The organism is Plantactinospora sp. ZYX-F-223 (genome assembly GCF_039649625.1).
Lineage (GTDB): Bacteria > Actinomycetota > Actinomycetes > Mycobacteriales > Micromonosporaceae > Plantactinospora.
In genome coordinates, this window is record NZ_JBDJAV010000056.1 from 24,060 (window position 1) to 40,620 (window position 16,561).

Annotated in this window: 11 protein-coding genes and 1 tRNA gene; 2 read left to right on the forward strand and 10 right to left on the reverse strand. The window is 70.4% G+C overall.

Annotated features, from left to right (window positions below):
- Positions 1-64 precede the first annotated feature (64 nt).
- From AAH979_RS36595 to AAH979_RS36605, 3 genes are read right to left on the reverse strand one after another with little or no spacing between them, the layout of a single operon-like run.
- The gene (locus AAH979_RS36595) at positions 65-4,897 is read right to left on the reverse strand and encodes a carbohydrate-binding protein (RefSeq protein WP_346262712.1); all 4,833 of its coding nucleotides are present in this window, start codon (positions 4,895-4,897) and stop codon (positions 65-67) included.
- A 13-nt stretch (positions 4,898-4,910) separates the two neighbouring features.
- Positions 4,911-5,711, reverse strand: coding sequence for a cobalt transporter (locus tag AAH979_RS36600; protein ID WP_346262713.1), 801 nt, complete (start codon positions 5,709-5,711; stop codon positions 4,911-4,913).
- On the reverse strand, positions 5,708-6,409 hold the full coding sequence (locus tag AAH979_RS36605; RefSeq protein ID WP_346262714.1) for a hypothetical protein: 702 nt from the start codon (positions 6,407-6,409) through the stop codon (positions 5,708-5,710). The genes AAH979_RS36600 and AAH979_RS36605 overlap by 4 nt, the downstream gene beginning before the upstream one ends.
- Before the next feature lie 508 nt (positions 6,410-6,917).
- On the opposite strand from AAH979_RS36605, the gene AAH979_RS36610 reads away from it, so the two are divergent.
- Complete coding sequence (locus AAH979_RS36610; RefSeq protein ID WP_346262715.1) at positions 6,918-7,064, forward strand: hypothetical protein; 147 nt, start codon at positions 6,918-6,920, stop codon at positions 7,062-7,064.
- A gap of 24 nt (positions 7,065-7,088) precedes the next feature.
- On the opposite strand, the gene AAH979_RS36615 is transcribed toward AAH979_RS36610, so the two are convergent.
- The 3 genes from AAH979_RS36615 to AAH979_RS36625 form a co-directional block, all read right to left on the reverse strand.
- Entirely contained in the window at positions 7,089-7,559 is a 471-nt protein-coding gene (locus tag AAH979_RS36615; protein ID WP_346262716.1) for a UPF0158 family protein, read from the reverse strand.
- 244 nt (positions 7,560-7,803) lie between these two features.
- Positions 7,804-8,517, reverse strand: a complete 714-nt coding sequence (locus tag AAH979_RS36620; RefSeq protein ID WP_346262717.1) for a peptidylprolyl isomerase — start codon at positions 8,515-8,517, stop codon at positions 7,804-7,806.
- A 426-nt stretch (positions 8,518-8,943) separates the two neighbouring features.
- Positions 8,944-9,318 (reverse strand): YciI family protein, encoded by a 375-nt coding sequence (locus AAH979_RS36625; RefSeq protein ID WP_346262718.1) that lies wholly within the window; start codon positions 9,316-9,318, stop codon positions 8,944-8,946.
- Positions 9,319-10,040: 722 nt separating this feature from the next.
- Between AAH979_RS36625 and AAH979_RS36630 the strand changes: the two genes are divergently transcribed.
- A complete protein-coding gene (locus tag AAH979_RS36630) occupies positions 10,041-11,303 on the forward strand; it encodes an epoxide hydrolase family protein (protein WP_346262719.1) in 1,263 nt (420 codons plus the stop codon).
- Positions 11,304-11,935: 632 nt separating this feature from the next.
- Here the strand turns inward: AAH979_RS36630 and AAH979_RS36635 are convergent.
- From AAH979_RS36635 to AAH979_RS36650, 4 genes are all read right to left on the reverse strand, one after another.
- Positions 11,936-13,294, reverse strand: coding sequence for a DUF2786 domain-containing protein (locus tag AAH979_RS36635; protein ID WP_346262720.1), 1,359 nt, complete (start codon positions 13,292-13,294; stop codon positions 11,936-11,938).
- Between the two features lie 150 nt (positions 13,295-13,444).
- Positions 13,445-14,782, reverse strand: coding sequence for a helicase-associated domain-containing protein (locus AAH979_RS36640; protein ID WP_346262721.1), 1,338 nt, complete (start codon positions 14,780-14,782; stop codon positions 13,445-13,447).
- A gap of 81 nt (positions 14,783-14,863) precedes the next feature.
- Positions 14,864-14,937, reverse strand: a tRNA-Ile gene (locus tag AAH979_RS36645).
- 275 nt (positions 14,938-15,212) lie between these two features.
- Positions 15,213-16,553 (reverse strand): FAD-dependent oxidoreductase, encoded by a 1,341-nt coding sequence (locus tag AAH979_RS36650; protein WP_346262734.1) that lies wholly within the window; start codon positions 16,551-16,553, stop codon positions 15,213-15,215.
- Positions 16,554-16,561: the final 8 nt, after the last annotated feature.

A 16,561-nucleotide genomic window follows, 5' to 3' on the forward strand; every position in this document is an offset into this window, starting at 1 on the left:
GTCACCCCGGGCCGGGACCACGCCGGCCCGGGACCATCCGGTCCCGGGCCGACTGCGGCATCCGCTATTTAATCAGCTTCCACGGGCCGAACGGATCACCCGGCGCCTGGTTCCGGGTGTACCAGCGGGCCCGGAAGACCTTCCCGTCGTAGGTCACCACGTCCCCAGAGTTGAAGATCCGGGACGCCGTCCAGATCGTCACGCCCTCCTCGGTCATGGCCAGTTCCTGCCACGGACCGAACGGATCACCCGGCTTCTGGTTCTTGGCGTACCAGGAGGCCAGGAAGATCCTGCCCTGGTAGCTGACCCGGTCACCACTGTGGTAGACCTTCGTCGCGCTCCAGGCCGGCGGCAGCTCCACCGTCACCGCGCCGGTGGCCTGTGCCGGGTCCAGGTGTTCGCTGCCGGAGTACGACGCGGTGAGCGGGTGTGCGCCGCCCGCGAGGCCCACCGGCAGGGTGAACGTCGCGGTGCCGCCGGAGAGCGTGGCCGAGCCGCGCATCGTGGTGCCCTCGCGCAGCTCCACCGTGCCGGAGACCGGCGCGGCACCGGCGGTGACCTTGACCGTCACCGTCGCCGCCGTGCCCCAGTCGACCGTGGCCGGGCTGACAGTCACCGTCGGGGTGCCCCTGGTGGTCCGGAACACCGCCGGCTGGGCCACCGCCGTACCGTCGTCGGCGCTGCGCGCCGAGACGATCCAGGCGTACGAGGTGCCCGGGAGCAGGCCGTTCCAGGTCACCGTGGCGGTGCCGTTCGCGCCCACCTCGTCCGTGCCGATCACGCCGGACGGCACGTACGCGGCCAGCGAGTCGGTGGAGAACGAGGTCTTCCGGGTGGTCAGGTCGACCGGCAGGGTCAGGTTGTCCTCCGCGCCGTTGTAGCGCGGCGTGGTCTGGCTGCCGTCCGCCCGGATGTCGTACTCGGTCGCCCCGAAGTTCTCCAGCAGCGGCGAGTACGTGTCGATGTGCATCTCGGCGCGGTCGACGTCGAACTGCATCAGGCGCAGGAAGCTCGCCCCGAACTGCAACCGGTCGGTGGACTTGTGGTCCGGCTTGCCGTCCCGGTTGAGGTCGATGTTGCCGGCCGCGTCGACCAGGTCGGGCCAGAGTTCCCCGGCCGGCACCGTGTAGAACTGGTAGTCCGCCAGCAGCTCGACCACGTCGTGCGTCACGGTCACCCCGACCTTCGTCTTCAGGTTGGTGCCGACGCCGTGCTCGTGCCCGGCGAGCACCAGGAAGACATTCGGGTTGTTCTCGACCACCAGCTTGTAGAGCGGCGAGCCGTCCGGCGCGGAGAACGCCGCACCCCGGCCGTCGGGGTTGGTCGACGGCTTCAGGTAGTCGTGCGAGAGCAGGATCCCGTTGCGGTCGGAGTAGCGCTTGAACACCGAGTCGGCCCAGCGGGCCTCGTCCGGGGTCACCCCGTACGACAGGCCCACCGCGACGAAGTCCAGCCCACCGGCGGTGAACAGCACGTAGTTGTTCTGGTTGTCCCGGCCGGGCGTGACGCTGCCGTCGGCGTTGGTCACCTCGTCCCAGGCGTGGTATTCCGCGCCTGCCGGCCAGCCCTTGGCCACCTGGTAGTACCGGTCGGCGCCGAAGGTCCGGCTGAACCGGGAGTTCGGGCCGGTCTCGGCACCGAGCTGGTTGTCGTGGTTGCCGGCGATGACCTGGTTGACCACGCCCTTGTCGTCGAGGATCCGCTGGTAGTCCGAGGCGCGCTCGAACTCCCGGTCGACCTGCTCGGCGAGGCCGGGCCGCTGCAACGAACCGTCCGGGTTCTTCGCGAGCGGGTCGTAGTAGTCGTTCTCGATCACGTCACCGGTGTGCGCGGTGTACGCGATCTTGCGGCCTGCCGCGTTGTCGGCGATCCACTGGGTCTGCCCCCGGTACGCCGCCTCGAAGATCGCCTGCTCCTCCGCCGTCTGGATGTCCGAGGGCTCCGCCCGGCCGTCGAAGTCGTCGTAGGTGCCGCCGGCCGCGCCCTCGCTCAGGTACTGGGTGTCGGTGAAGTGCGCGAGCGCGAAGTCGTACGTGGCCGGGTCCTCGAAGCGATCCTTGTCGTTCTGCGCCGACGAGTCGCGTGGCGACAGGTCGTCGGCGAACGGGTCCTCGCCGGTGACCAGCACATGCACGATGCCGCCGTCCCGGTAACCCGGGGTCAGCGGCGCGGTGAGCACGGTGCTCTGCGCAGCCTGGCCACGGGAGCTGGTCAGCACCACCCACTTCTTGCCGGCCGGGTCCCAGGCCCGCAGCGCCACCACCCGCTTCGGGTCGGCGGTACCCTCCCAGCGCAGGATCGGCGTCTCGGCGGTGGCCCCGAGCTTCACGTCGTACCGCTGGAAGACCACGTCCCGGCTGGACGGGGTGTCGATGGTCCGGCCGTCGAGCGGACGCAGCGAGCCGACGTCGACACTCTTGTCGTGCGCCACGTCGAGCGTGGTCGGCACGGCCGACGCCTCGCCCTGGTAGCCCGCGCTCGGGAGCACCAGGTCCGCCTTGCTGAAGGTGGCGGTCAGCGGTACCCCGTCCTCGCCGGGAATCTTCGCCGACAGCGTGGCCGACGGCGCGTTGCCACCGGCGACGGCCGCGCTCAGCCCGGTCGGCACGTCCGGGATGCTGGCGCTGGTGAACCGCACCTCGCGGGTGGCCGTGTTGCCGAGCGTGTCGGTCGCGGTCACCGCGAGGGTGTGGCTGCCGGCGGGCAGGCCGTGGCCGATCTGGTCGCCCTGGGCGACCGGCTTGCCGTCCAGGGTGATGCTGGGCGTCCCGGCCACCCCGGTGGCGTCGGTGACCCTGACGTCCAGCGCGACGGTCGCGGTCAGCCGCTGGCCCTGCGCCGGGACGCTGCTCTGCACCACCGGGGCGGTGTTGTCCACGGTGAACTGCCGGGTCGAGGTCTTGTCCCCGACGGTCGCCCGGATGGTGTGCGCGCCGTCCGCGATCGCGGTCGTGTCGACGTCGGCCCGCGTGCCCAGTGCCCGCAGCGCGGAGCCGTCCTCGGCGGTGATATCGAACAGGATCGTCTTGGTCAGCGCGGCGTTGTGGCTGCTGCCACAGGTGCCGTCGCCGATGTGCACGGTCACCGGGGAGCCCACCGGATAGCTGGTCGAGCCGATGCTGACGGTGGTCCCGGCGATCATCCGGGTCAACTGGGTCGCCTTCCCGGCGACCGGGGCGAGCTGGAAGTCGCGCAGGGTGAGGTCGTCGTAGTTGTCGCAGCCGCCCGGCCGGTCACCGCCGTGGTCGCTGCCGGCGGCGAACTCCAGGACGTTGACGCCGGGTACCAGCCACTCGTTCGGGAAGGCGAGGTCCGCGACCTCCTTCTCCCAGACGCCGAGGTTCAGCGGGATGCCGTTCACCAGCACCTTGTTGTCGAAGCCGTTGTCGGCACCGTTGCCCCCGACGAAGACCTTCAGGTGCGCGTCGCCGCCGCTGCCGAGGGTGTCGATGGTACGGGTGGTCGGCGCGCCGGAGATGTCGAAGTGGAACTCGGCCTCCTTGTTGGCCCCGCAGGTCCCGTCGCCGAGCGCGAGCGAGGCGTCCGTGGTCTCCGCCTTCGTCACCGTCGAGCCGCTGGTGGTGACCAGATAGGTGGTGCCGGGCGTGACCGTCCCCGGCGTGCTCAGCGCCAGGCTCACCGAGCTGCGGGCGAGCCGGAAGTCGTCGTGGTTGGCGCAGGTGGCACCGTTGGCACTGCCGTTGTAGTCGCCGGTCTTGACCTCGACCACGTTCTCCCCCGGCCGCAGGAACCGGGTCGGGAAGTCGAGGCTGACGTACGCCGCGCCGCTCACCGCGTAGTCGCCGCCGAGCTCGACCCGGTTGCCGTTGACGAGTACGTAGTTGTGGTACTTCGCCTCCACCGAGTTGCCGGCCTCGACCGTGAAGCCGAGGGTCGCGGTCCCGGCGGCGAGCGTCTCCGCGTTCTCGGCGGGCCGGTCGTCGATGGCCAGCGAATCGACCGTGTCGGTGCTGCCGGCCGGCAGCGCGGCGATCACCGGCCGGGTACCCCGAACCAGCGCACCGTCCGCCGGAGTCAGCTTCGCCGACCCGGGCGCGGCGTTGTTGACCTCGACCGTGACGCTCTGCTTCGCCCCCGACCTGGTGGTCGCGGCGATGGTGTGCCGGCCGTTGTCGAGCTTCGTGGTGTCCAGGGCGGCGGTCAACCCGGCCGTGCTGCCGGGCTCGCCGGAGACGACGAAGGTGAGATCCTGGCGCAGCAGGTTCCGGCCACTGCCGCAGGTGCCGTCGCCGAAGTTGTAGCTGAACAGGTTCTGCTCGCCGTCCGCGACCACGCCGAGCAGGCTGAGGCTGATGCTGCTCACCGGGAAGTCGTCATAGTTCGGGCAGCGGCCGCCCTCGCCGTACGGGAGTTGCTCGTAGCCGGTGGCGCTGGTGTTGGTGGTGTCGACCCAGGCCCAGCCGGCGTGCACGGTGAGGGTGTTCACCCCGGAGCGCAGCCAGTCGCCGGGGAAGGCCAGGCTGCCGCTGTTCCCGCCGGGGATGGTCGGGAAGTAGATCCGGTCCGCCTCGGCGGTGCGGCCGTTGACGGTGATGTAGTTGCGGTAGCGGGCCTCGGTGCCGTTGCCGCCCATGTCGAAGCCGAAGCGCGCGGTGCCGGCGGTCCGGTCGGCGTCGATCGCGTCGCCGTCGACGGTCAGGCTCACGACCGAGTCGTCCTCGCCGGTGGGCTCGGCGGTGACGGTGACCGTGCCGTCCAGGGTCTGCCCGTCGGTCAGGTCGAGGCTCGGCGTCCCGGCAACGGCCGGCGGCGGGGGTTCCTCCGCCACCGCTGACGGCGGGACGAGCGCCGGCCCGGTCGCGGCGACGAGCGCGACGACGAGTACCGGCCAGAGCGCGCGCAGGCGTCTGGCGCCCACCCGCGATTGGTGCGTCATGACGGGTTTCTCCTTATGTGACAGCGGTGAGGTGGATCGCCGCGACTGCGGTGAGGCCGACGCCGAAGACGGTGATGCCGGCGGCGGCGAGGACCGGAGCCACCCGGGTGGCGTGGCGCAGCAGTGCGTACGAGCGCGCGCCGCGTACGACCACGGAGTTGCCCGCGATGGCGAGCAGGCCGACGCCGAACAGGACGACCGCCATCCCGATGCCGAAGGTCAGGACCAGCAGCAGGGCGAAGCCGGCCCGCCCGATGAACAGGCCGGTGACCAAGACGAGGAACGCGGCCGGCGACGGGATGAGCCCACCGGAGATGCCGAGCAGCAGCAGCCCGGGCCGCTTGCCGTGCTCCTGACCGAGGCTGTGCTCCTGACCGTGGCAGTGCGGGTGGCTGTGCGGGTGGCCGTGGCTGTGTGGGTGGCCGTGGCGGTGCAGGTGGCGGCGTACCAGCCAGAGGCCGGTGGCGACCACCAGCAGGCCGGCGACCAGTTCCAGCCAGGTGGTGAGCTGCGGCAACCGGACGACGTCGGCGAGGGAGAGGAACGTCCACGCCACGGCGATCACCAGTACCGAGAGCGTGTGCATCACCGCCACCGAGCCGCCCAGCCAGGCGGCGTCCCGGATCCTCCCCCGCGACCCGACGAGGTACGCGGCCGCCAGGCTCTTGCCATGCCCCGGCGTCACGGCATGGCCGGCCCTGGCGAGGAACGCGAGCGCGAACGCCAGCGGTGGTACGCCCGGCGCGGAGACCAGGCCCGGTAGCCGGTCGGAGAGGTCGGCGGCCTGGATGACGGCGGCGGCGGTCGCGCTCATCCGAGCTGCCCGGGACGCCCGTCCGGTAGCGCTCCGGTCACTCGGCGGCGTCCGGCCGACCGGCGGAACAGCAGCAGTCCACCGAGCGCGACCAGCAGTACCCCGCCGAGCACGGCACCGATCTGCACGGCGGCGCTCCGGCCGAGCTGCTGCTCCTGGGTACCGGTGGCCGACGGGTCAGCCGGCGCCGCCGCCTCGCCGAGTACCCAGTCGTGCGAGTCCTTGCCCGACTCGTACACGGCGCGGGCGCCCCCCGGGCCGGTGGCCAGCGTCCGGTACGCCGGATGCAGGTCGGTCAGCATCCGCACCGCGACGGTGACCGTGCCGACCGGGCCGGGACAGGTGTAGTCGACGGTGGCGCCGGTCCGGGCCAGGTCGCCCGGCGGCTGGACGGATCCGGTGCACGGCTGCCCGGCGCTGGTGACGGTGATCTGGTTGCGCAGGTAGGTCGTGAACCGGTCGGAGGTGGTGAGCGCTGCCGCGTCCGAGTCCTGGTAGAAGACCGCGCCGTCGAGCATCACCCGGTCCTGCGGCAGCAGTCCGAGCGAGACCCCGAGCAGAGTCAGGTCGTCGAGGCCGCCGACCTTCCAGCGGACGTGTACGACCTCGGGGCGCTGCTGGTCGGGCGCGATGGCGACGGTCTGCGGATCGCCGAACGGGTGCGCCTCGGCCGGGGCGGGCGCGCCGATCACGGTCACGGCGGACACGGTCACGGCGAACGCCAGCAGTGCGAGCGCGTCAACTCGATTTCGGTGCGGCCGACGTCCACGGAGGGGCAAGGAGAACGCTCCAGGTCTGAGGGTGTGCGGCGCGCCGAGGACACGACCGGGCCGCAACTCTGCCGAAGCTTCGAGAACCCACAGGCCCAACCCAGTGATCAGCAGGGAAGGTCGAGGTGAACAGTTAGTTGATCAATCGCGGGCGGACGAGCCCGAGAACGGCCACGCGGACGCCGTACCTCCGGAGCCGGCCGACTACGATCCGGACGCCGCAGTGGCCGCGCGGCGGACGACTTCCTCTGTCGTCAGCGGACTGCGCGGGTGGTGGCTCTGCGCGGCCTCGAGTAGCTGTGCCGTGCCGGCGGCCAGCGCCTCGTGAACGGCGAGACCCTGATCGCCTCCGCCGGCGACGACCAGGCCACCCGGTTGTGGCACCCGCACACGGCAACGTACGCGCGGTCCTGCTCGGCCACGTCACTCCGCCTGGGTGACCGCGTTGGCCACGGTCGGTTGGCCGCGCTCCGAGGCGCTCGCCTCGGCGGACGAGAGCGGCACCGTGCTGCTGTGGGGCGGTGGCGACACCCTGCTGGTGGGCCTCGACCAGGGAATGCTGGCTCTGGCGATCACCGACTGACGGCGCTCAAGGCCCCCCGCGCCGTCACGGTACAGGAGGGTCGGGGTGATCGGCCCGGAAACGATCCGCCGCCTCGACGTCGATCAGCGAGTTGTCGAGCAGCCACTCGACGGCCCGGCGCATGGCCCGCACGTCACGGAACGTGTGCCAGGCCGGGAGCAGATGGGGGTACTCCTCGTGCAACTCGGCCCTGAACCGGCGGAACGCCCCTCTACCGTCGAGCGCACGCCCCAGCCTGCGTGCCGCCCGCTCGTCGCTGACCAACTCGGTGAAGTCGGCCATGTCCCGGTACCAGACACGCGACGGCAGCGGCTCGACCGGAACCAGATCCAGTTCGTCGAGCTCGACCGGCGTCTTGCCGTCGACGCCGCCATCCGTCGTCCAGACCACGATCTCCCCGGTTTCCGGATTGATCAGCCAACGGTGCTCATAGGCGGTCTGATCTGCCAGGGCGGTCGCGAGCTCGTCAAGATCTACAACATGGATCTCCAGCATCAGCCACTCCAGACGACGCAGTACCCGTCGTCACGTAGCCTGCCATGTCCCGCCGTGCCGCTCAGGTTCGCTCGCACCGTCACACAACCGCAGGTTGCCGCACTCGAATCGCCGAAGGAAACTGCGAGGTCCAGAACAGTGAAAGGACGGCGAGCAGAAAAAGTCGGCAATGCTCCGTGGCCCGCACAGTTGGCCCTTGCCGACGCGGACCGGAACCTGCGGCAGCACTCGGGCCTGAGCGATGCTAGATCGCCAGGCAAATCTCCGTGCGCAGGGCCGGAGTGCCGTCGACCGGGGCCGGGTCCTCGGCCGTCGGCGCCACGCCGCCTGCGGCGATCCGATCGAGGGTACCCAGACCAAGTGGCCGCACGCTGCCGAAGATCGTGTAGTTCGGCCGCAGCGCCGAGTCGGCAAAGACCAGGAAGAACTGACTGCCGTTGGTGTCCGGCCCGGCGTTGGCCATCGCCAGCACTCCGCGGGCGTAGACCTTCCGCTCGCCGGTCGGGTCGGTGGGCGCGGGCGGCAGGTCCGTCGGCAGTTCGTCCTTGTACCGGTATCCAGGGCCGCCCGAGCCCGTGCCCGACGGATCGCCGCACTGCAGCACCTTCAGCGTCGGGTAGGTGGTGAGCCGGTGGCAGATGGTCCGGTTGTAGAACCTGTGCCGTACCAGGTGCAGGAAGCTCTGCACGGTGCATGGCGCCTGCGCACGGTCAAGGGTCAGCGGGATGAGGCCAAGGTTGGTGACCAGAGTGGTCGTCACCGTGCCACGGTCGGGCGTATGCCGGGGATCGCGCGGCAGCGGCACCGGTCGTGCCGCCGGTTCGTCCGGAGTCTCGGTGTACTGGCAGGGCCCCTTCGTCACCTCCGGCGACACGGCGGCGGCATGCGCCGGAGCGGCGCCAGCGCCGAGCAGCAGGCCGGCAGTGAGCACCGTGACAGCGATACGGCGTGGGGCCACGTTGTCCTCCATTGACCGGTAGGAGTTCCCCCGCAGGTCTAACGGACATCGATGTTCCCGTCAAGCACGGAGCCACCTGATGCCCCAGGCATGCTTGCGCTCGACCCTCGGCGATCTCGTAGTACGCGAGGCAGGTCATCGCCGTGGCCGGCCATACCGACTCGTAGGGGCTTCCTATCGGCACGGAGCACTGACATGTCGATGAGCGGGCACACTCGCCGCGATGGGCGGCTGTCGCTCCACTGGGCGCTCAGTGGTTGCGGTGGTCCCACCAGGCCCGGGGACCGGGCTCGCCCCAGCCCGACCCCCGGGGTTACCGCCTCGCGCCCTGGTTCAGGCCGATGCGTAGACCCGCGTCGTCAACCAGGGTCACGCAAGTCTTGCTTGAACCTGGCGACTCTCCCTCGATCAGACGTCGTCGGGATGTCACCCCCGACCGTCAGCCTGGCGGAGCATCGCGTCCGTTTCGGGGTCGGGCATGAGCTCCCGCACCTCTTGCGCGCAGCGGCAAGCGACGGCGATCTTGGCAGCCCACGCCAGCGCCTCCTCGCGGGTGGCCACGTCGACGACCGCGAACCCGCCAATAACCTCCTTGGTCTCCGGGTAAGGGCCGTCGGTGACCGTCCCGTCCGTGGCCACGATGCTTGCCGTCTGCCTTTCGAGTCCGCCGCCGTACACCCACACCCCGGCGTTCACGGCCTCCTGGACCACCGCGTGCGAGGCCTTGCCCACGTCGGGCCAATCCTCGGCGGGGATGTGGTCCATCGCGCCGTCATTGAACGAGATCAAGTACTGCGTCACCCCATGACTCCCTTGTCCCAGCGGCCTCCTCCGGCCGCCTTTCGCCTGTTCTACGAATGACTCGCCTCGGATCCGACGCTATGCCAGCAGAATTTTCCGGGATCTCCGCCGCTCAGCGTTGGGGGCTCGTCCTGTCGCCCCTGTTCGCGGGGATAATGCCTGCTGCCGGTTCTCCGTCGACAGGCGCCCGGCCCTCGGCTCTCGCACCAGCGCCGCTCGCCCGCGATCCGATGCACCTCTTACTACCGATCGCCGCGAAGTGGATCGCCACCGTCGATCCGTCGCTGGTGGGCCACGACCTCGCGCAGGCGATCGTTCCGACCCGGAACCATCAGCCGCCAAGGAGAGTCGGCCGCTTCGCGAAGGTCGGCCGCGAGATGCACGGCGGCCGGCAGCGGTGGGCGGCCGGCAGCGGGAACGGCGACCTTTGGGCGGAGCAGAGCCTACTGTCGCCAGTTCGAGTGCTGTGGGTGGGGCGGACGCGTCGCCGCGCGAACCGCAAATCCAGGTCGCCGGTGATCCACCGGTAGAACCCGGGGGCGTCCCGCGGCAGCCGCCCACCCCACAGGCCAAGTCGTTGATCGCGCGGCCCGAACCTGGGCGGTGCGGAACAAGGTCGAGCTCTGCCGCACCCCGACCTACGCCTCCTAGGCCAATCCGATCGAAGCCCAGGTCGATCTTTTGCCCATATTTGTGATGGAAGCGCCTGCTGCCGTGCGACCATGAGCGGCGAGTGGCCGATCCGCTGGCGCCCCGGTGCCGGTCGACCAGCCCAGGAGGTGGAGAACTTGTCCAACAACAACAAAATCCGTCCCTTTCGCCTCGACACGCCGGAAGAAGCGATCGCCGACCTGCGTCGCCGGATCGCGGCCACGCGCTGGCCCTCCCGAGAGCTGGTCACCGATCGCTCCCAGGGCGTCCGGCTGGCGACGGTCCAGGAGCTGGCCCGCTACTGGACGACCGAGCACGACTGGCGCGCGTTCGAGGCGAAGCTGAACGCCCTGCCGCAGTACGCGACCGACATCGACGGCGTCGAGATCCACTTCATCCACGTACGGTCGCGGCACGAGAACGCCCTGCCGCTGATCATGACGCACGGCTGGCCGGGCTCGGTCGTCGAGCTGCTCGGGGTCGTCGGCCCGCTCACCGACCCGACCGCGCACGGCGGACGGGCCGAGGACGCCTTCCATCTTGTCCTACCGTCACTACCCGGCTACGGCTTCTCGGGCGAGCCGACCGAACTCGGCTGGGATTCCAACCGTATGGCACGCGCGTGGGCGGAGCTGATGGGCCGCCTCGGCTACACGCGCTACGTCGCCCAGGGCGGCGACGTGGGCGCCAGCGTCACGGACGCGATGGGCCGCCAAGCACCCGAGGGGTTGCTCGGCATCCACGTCAACCTGCTCGCCGGGGCGATCGCTATCAAGGACCAACTGCCGGCAGAGTCCGAGCAGGAACGCGCGGCACACGACGCGCTCAACACGTTCATGATGGACGGCTTCGGCTATTTCCTGGAGCAGTCCACCCGGCCGCAGACGATCGGCTACTCCCTGCTGGATTCACCCGTCGGGCTGGCGGCCTGGATGCTCGACCACGACACGGACAGCTACTACAAGATGTCCCGCGCGTTCGTCGAGGGCGAACCCGTGGGCAAGCTCACTCGGGACAGCATCGTCGACAACATCACGCTGTACTGGCTGACGGGCACCGGCGCCTCGGCCGCCCGGTGGTACTGGGAATTTGGACGGTTCCAGGCCACAGCCCGTGCGGCCGGCCAGGCTCCTCCGCCGGTCCGGGTTCCGGTCGGCTTCACGACGTTCCCCGGCGAACTCTGGGCTGCCCCGCGCAGCTGGGTCGAGGCGGTCTATCCCAACCCCTCGTACTTCAACGAGGCCGACAGCGGCGGCCACTTCGCCGCCTGGGAGGAGCCCGACCTGTTCGCGACCGAGGTGCGAGCCGCGTTCCGGCCGCTACAAAGAACCTGAACCCACTCTCGGGTTCACGCGGTCGCGCGCTCGGTCAGCGGATGCCAGGTGACACCACGGTCGACATGCGGTCGGCGACGGAGCTCGGGTCGCCGGGCTGCGCATCCGACGACTGAACTGAGAATCTGCTTCGACCGCCACGAAGCCGGCTCCCGGCGCCCGGGAAGGCAAAAGGATGACGATGGAAAACGCCATCTTGATCCACAAGTGTGAACGATACGGTTCGCGTACTGCGACCTTGTGGGCCGGACGCGTCGGCGCGCGAACCGCATATCCGCGTGACCGGTGATCCACTACCCGTACGTTTGACCAGATCACGGGCGCGCGGTGGAGCCCGATGAGCCCTATCCACCGCCGCCTGGGAACTCTGGCAACACTCGACCGGCCGTCTGGGCAACGTCGCATCTGCCACCACGCCGGGCCGTCCGCCGCGAGGTCGTCGCGACACAATCAAGAGGTCGTCGCGACCTCCTCACCAGGACCACCATCTCGGACAACGAGGCGTACGCGGTATTGGTGCGCACGCTGGCGCTCCTCAAGATGTACGTCGTGGAGGAGCACCGATTCGACTCGCAGCGGGGTCGGGCTCCGAGCCGAATCTGTGCCATCCGTCGGGTCGACCCAGCAGCCGATCACTCGTACGCGACCGCTTGCCGCCCGTGCAGTAAAGCCCGGTCGGCCGCTGCCCGGCCCGACGCCCAGCCCGCCCGGTTGTTGATGGCCGTCGCATGCTGTGTCAACTCCGGGAACTGCTTCTCGAAGACATCGCGCACCGCGTCGTCGCGCGCCGCGAGCACAGGCAGCAGTTGGGCGGCGCCCGCCGAGGCGGTCATCTCCCGGTCCACTCCCTCGGTGGCGGTGCTGAGTCGTTCACCGATCCGGGACGCGTACGCGGTCAGGAACGACTGGCGGAACGAGCGGGTCGTGTTGCGCCCGTACTTGTCAGTGCTCGGCTTGGCTTGCGTCATCGCCCTCGTCGCCTGCACGAGCAGCGAGGTGAACAGCAGTTCGGTCGACTCCAGATCGGCCGGGAAACCGACGACGGTGGTGAAGCCGAACCGCTTCATCCACACCGCCCGACAACTGTTGGCCTCCGCGACAACCTGCAACAGCAGCGTCTTCGGCGCCTCGTACGGATTGTCGATGCCCACCCGGCGGGTGACCGGCTGGTCGCGTTCGCCCATCGTCGCGACGAGCAGGGCGTGATCGATGCGATGACGGGCCATCAACTCCTGCGCCTTGGCCGTGAACGCGTCGGCCTCCTCCGGGAAGTCCGTGGACTCCGCCTTGGCCAGCAACGCCCGGACCCGATCAAGCATCCGCTGATCGAGATCCGCGGGAGGCGTCACCGCGGCGGACATGGCAGTGCCCGGCATCGGACCGACCGGCTCGATCGGCGGCAGCGTCACGAGCAGATGAAGCACCTCGATCATGGTGGCGATCATCCCGGCGCGGTCGAGGCCCTGCCGTTCACCCCAGACAGTCACATAGTGGTCGTCGTGATCCCACCACACCTGCGCGTCGAGGGCAGCCAACTGCGACTGCCACCGCTGATCGACGGTCGCCCTGGAATAGCCGCGCATCTGCGCCGCGATGGCATCAACCATGAGCCGACCGTGACGCGCGGAGTACTCGCGGCGGGCCACCCGTACCAGCTCGGCCGGCTGCCAGCCACGCCGCCAAGCGTGCTCGACCTCCCGGAGCAGGCAGGCCAACAAGGCCCGGTTGACGACCTGGACGCCGGTAGCACCGCCAGGGCCAGCGGTCAGCAGGGCGCGGCAACGGTCGAGCTCGGCCGTCTCTTCGCGGTGCTGGGCGTGAACCGCCTGGTCGATGATCTGTTCCGCGAGCTGACGCTGAGACGGAACACGTGGCGCGCCGAGCAGGCCCAGCGGGTCGTCGGGGCCGAGCGGCCCGGCGGCCCTTCGACGCTGAGCAGCCTCCGCGGCCTTCCGCTTGGCCTTGTGCCGTACACGACTGTTCCTGCCCATTGGCCTCCGCCCGATCCGACGACACCAAACCACAGACGTTACCAATCCAGACCGGCGGGAAGCCCACGGCTCGAGGACGATGGCAGCGGGTCGGGCACAACCCGGGTACCGAATCCACCGTGTCGGTAGAGACAGCCCGTCAGTCCAGGCTCATCGGACGGGTAAGGCGTAACCCAGCGCCCGCAGCGCCCGACGGAAGGCCGGTTCCTGTTCCGTCGTGACGGCAAGGTGCCGTTCACCAATCGCCGTGCAGAACGACCGGAGCCGGCGGTCGTGGTGGATCAGTGCGGCCAGTGCCGAATCGGCGCATTCGATGAGGCGCACCTGACCCAAGTCGCGTAGTCGCCCGGCGCGGGCAGTCACATCATCGAGCAACACCAGCAGGGTCGCGGGCAGCTCTGGCTGCGCCATGCGACCACCTAGGAAGTCGCGGAGCTGGTCAACGCTGCGACCCGCGGCGACGGCGGCGAGTACAGTGTCCGCGGTGAGCGTCCAGACCCGCTCGGCGGTCGTCTTCGCATAGGCGTCGAGGACGAGGCGGTCGGCCGGGCTCAGCTCACCGGTGGCGACCACATCCAGGTTGGACAAGACCTTCAGGTTTCGAACCTGTGCCGCGTCTGCGGGCGTCCGGTACGACGCGGTCAGATCGAGGGCGTACGCGCCGAGCCCGGTGAGCCGCACCGCACGCAGCCCGTCGTAACGGCTCAGGTAGTCGAGATCATCGGCGCCCCAGTTGCCGTGGTAGTCGTCGCGCGCACCGGCCGGCTCGTCATAGGCGACATCGACCAGGCCCAGCGTGGCCGCGTACTCGAAGATGACCGCAAGCGTGTACCGGCCTTCCAGGATCTCCCACTCACCGAACCCGGCATAGCCGAGACTGCCGTACTGGGCGTCGACCAGGTACAGCTTCCACAGCGCCCGGTCGCTGCGCGCGACGGTCGGTGACAGGCCCGCGCCACGCATCGATGCGAACAGATCATCCACCTCGACCCAGGCACCGGGGCGGCAGGTGGCCAGCGCCGCCGACACCCGCTGCCGGCGGGTCTTCGCCGAGGTCAGCACGTTGGTGGCGCGCTGGCCCTTGATGTGCTCGACCCGGCTCAGCTCGTCGAGCACCGCCTTGCTGAGCCAGGAACGCCACAGACCTCTGATGACCTCCGCAGCCGGCTTCCCGAGTGCCGACCGGCCCCGGGCGGTCAGCTGAAGTTTCCCGCCCACGATATCGGTCAAGCCGCCGGCCTGCACAAGCAGCGGCCAGGCGTACGCAGCGATCGCCTCGTCCGGGTAGAAGTCGCCAGCCGACAGCGCATCAGCGATCATAACGACACTGGTCGCAGCCGGTCGCCGGGTCCTGTCACTGCAGCGCAACCGCCCCGAGTCACACAGCCGCAGCACAGCATGCACATCAGCCAACGCATGACACTCGGTCAGACGCAGTTCGTCAGCCTCGGGGCTGTGATCGATCAGCGCGACCGCCGGTTCAGACATGCGGCGATCCTATTCACCGCCCGCCGCAGACAAACCATCGGCTGATCACGGCGGAGGGGCGGTTCGCGCATAAGATCATTGTGGGGCGGGCGGGACTCGAACCCGCGACCGAGGGATTATGAGTCCCCTGCTCTAACCTGCTGAGCTACCGCCCCCTGACGGGCGCCGGGATAGTAACCCGGCACAGCGTCGACCGGCCACCGACATGTGGCGCCCCCCGTTGAAGATCGAGTTGGCCGTGCCCGGCCCACCGGATCGTGCTCGCCGGTTCGGCACCGCCCCGGCGGTTCCGGCACGGCGAGGATACCAACCGGCATCGACATCCAGGTGACGCCGAGCGGTCGGCCGGGTCCGGTACCCACCTGACCTGGGTCGGGGCGGAGGCATGCGCGCCGGAGTCGGACTCCGGCCCACCCCGGCGGGACCGAGGTCAACCGCCCAGGTACCGGTTGATCGCGCCGGCCGCCCGCCACCCGCTGGCCAGCGCGCCCTGCACGGACGGGGTCCCCCGGTGGTCCCCGGCCACGAAGATTCCCTCCCCAGACGCCACCGGCTTCCGCAGCCGCCCCTGCGGAGCTGGCGCGGCGGGCAGCGCCTCCGGCACCGAGACCGTGGTCAGGTGCTCCCAGTCGTCAACCGGACGGCCGTACAGCCGGGCCAGCTCGGCGCGGACCACCGGCTCCGGCGGCACCATCGGCCCGGCCACCGAGGTCGCCACCAGGTGCCACCCGGCCGGGGCGTACGTCGGTGCCGCGCGACTGACCACCACCGTGTTCGCCACCAGCTCCCGCCGGTCCCCGTCGAGCAGCAGGATCGGTTCGTTCAGCGGCGGCTCGGCCGTCGAGTGGTAGTAGGTGGTCAGGGTGTTCATGCGTACCCGGCCCAGCGGCGGCAGCAGGGCGGTCGCGGTGGCCGGGTCGGTGGCGACGAGTACGGCCCGACAGCGCACCGCGCCGGCCGAGGTGCGTACCAGTCCGGGCCGCACCGACGTGGCGGAGACGCCGAGCGCGATCAGCGACTCCGGCAGCGGGGCGGCGACCGCCTCCGGCAGGGCCGCGATCCCGGCCGCCGGCAGCCCGATCCGGCCCCGGGCGAAGGATCGGACGATCATCGCGAAGACGTGACTGGAGGTGGCGAGCTCCCGCTCGCCGAAGACGCCGGAGAGGAACGGCCGGAGGAGTTCCTCGACGATCCGGTCGGAGAGCCCGGCCCGGCGCAGCGCCGCCTCGGTGCTGGTCTCCGGGGCCGCGAGCAGCCGGTCCACCGGAAGGCTCGCACATCGGGCCGCCAGCGCGGCCAGCCGGAGCCGGTCGCTGGCCCGCCCCACACTGCTGATCCGGCGTACGTCCGCGAGCCGCCCGCCCCCGACCACGCCGCGCCCGGCGCCGTCCCCGGCGTTCGCCAGCCGCCCCACTCCGGCCGCGTCGGCGAGGCCGGTCAGCACGGTCCGGGCCGCGCCGAGCGGGTCCCGCAGCGGATGGACCATCCGGTGCAGGGTCTCGCCCCGGCGCACCAGTACGCCCTGGGTGAAGTAGCCGAGCCCCAGCGAGGTCAGGTCCACCAGGGCCGACAGCCGGGGATAGCCGGTGTTCACCACCTGGAAGCCGCGGTCGATCAGGTAGCCGTCCACCGCGTCGGTGCCGACCCGGCCACCGAGCCGGTCGACGGCCTCCACCAGCAGCCAGGGCGTGCCGGCGCGGTGCAGCCGGCGGGCGGCGGCCAGCCCGGCCAGCCCGCCGCCGACGATCACCACATCAATCTCCGCCGGCAACTCGGAGA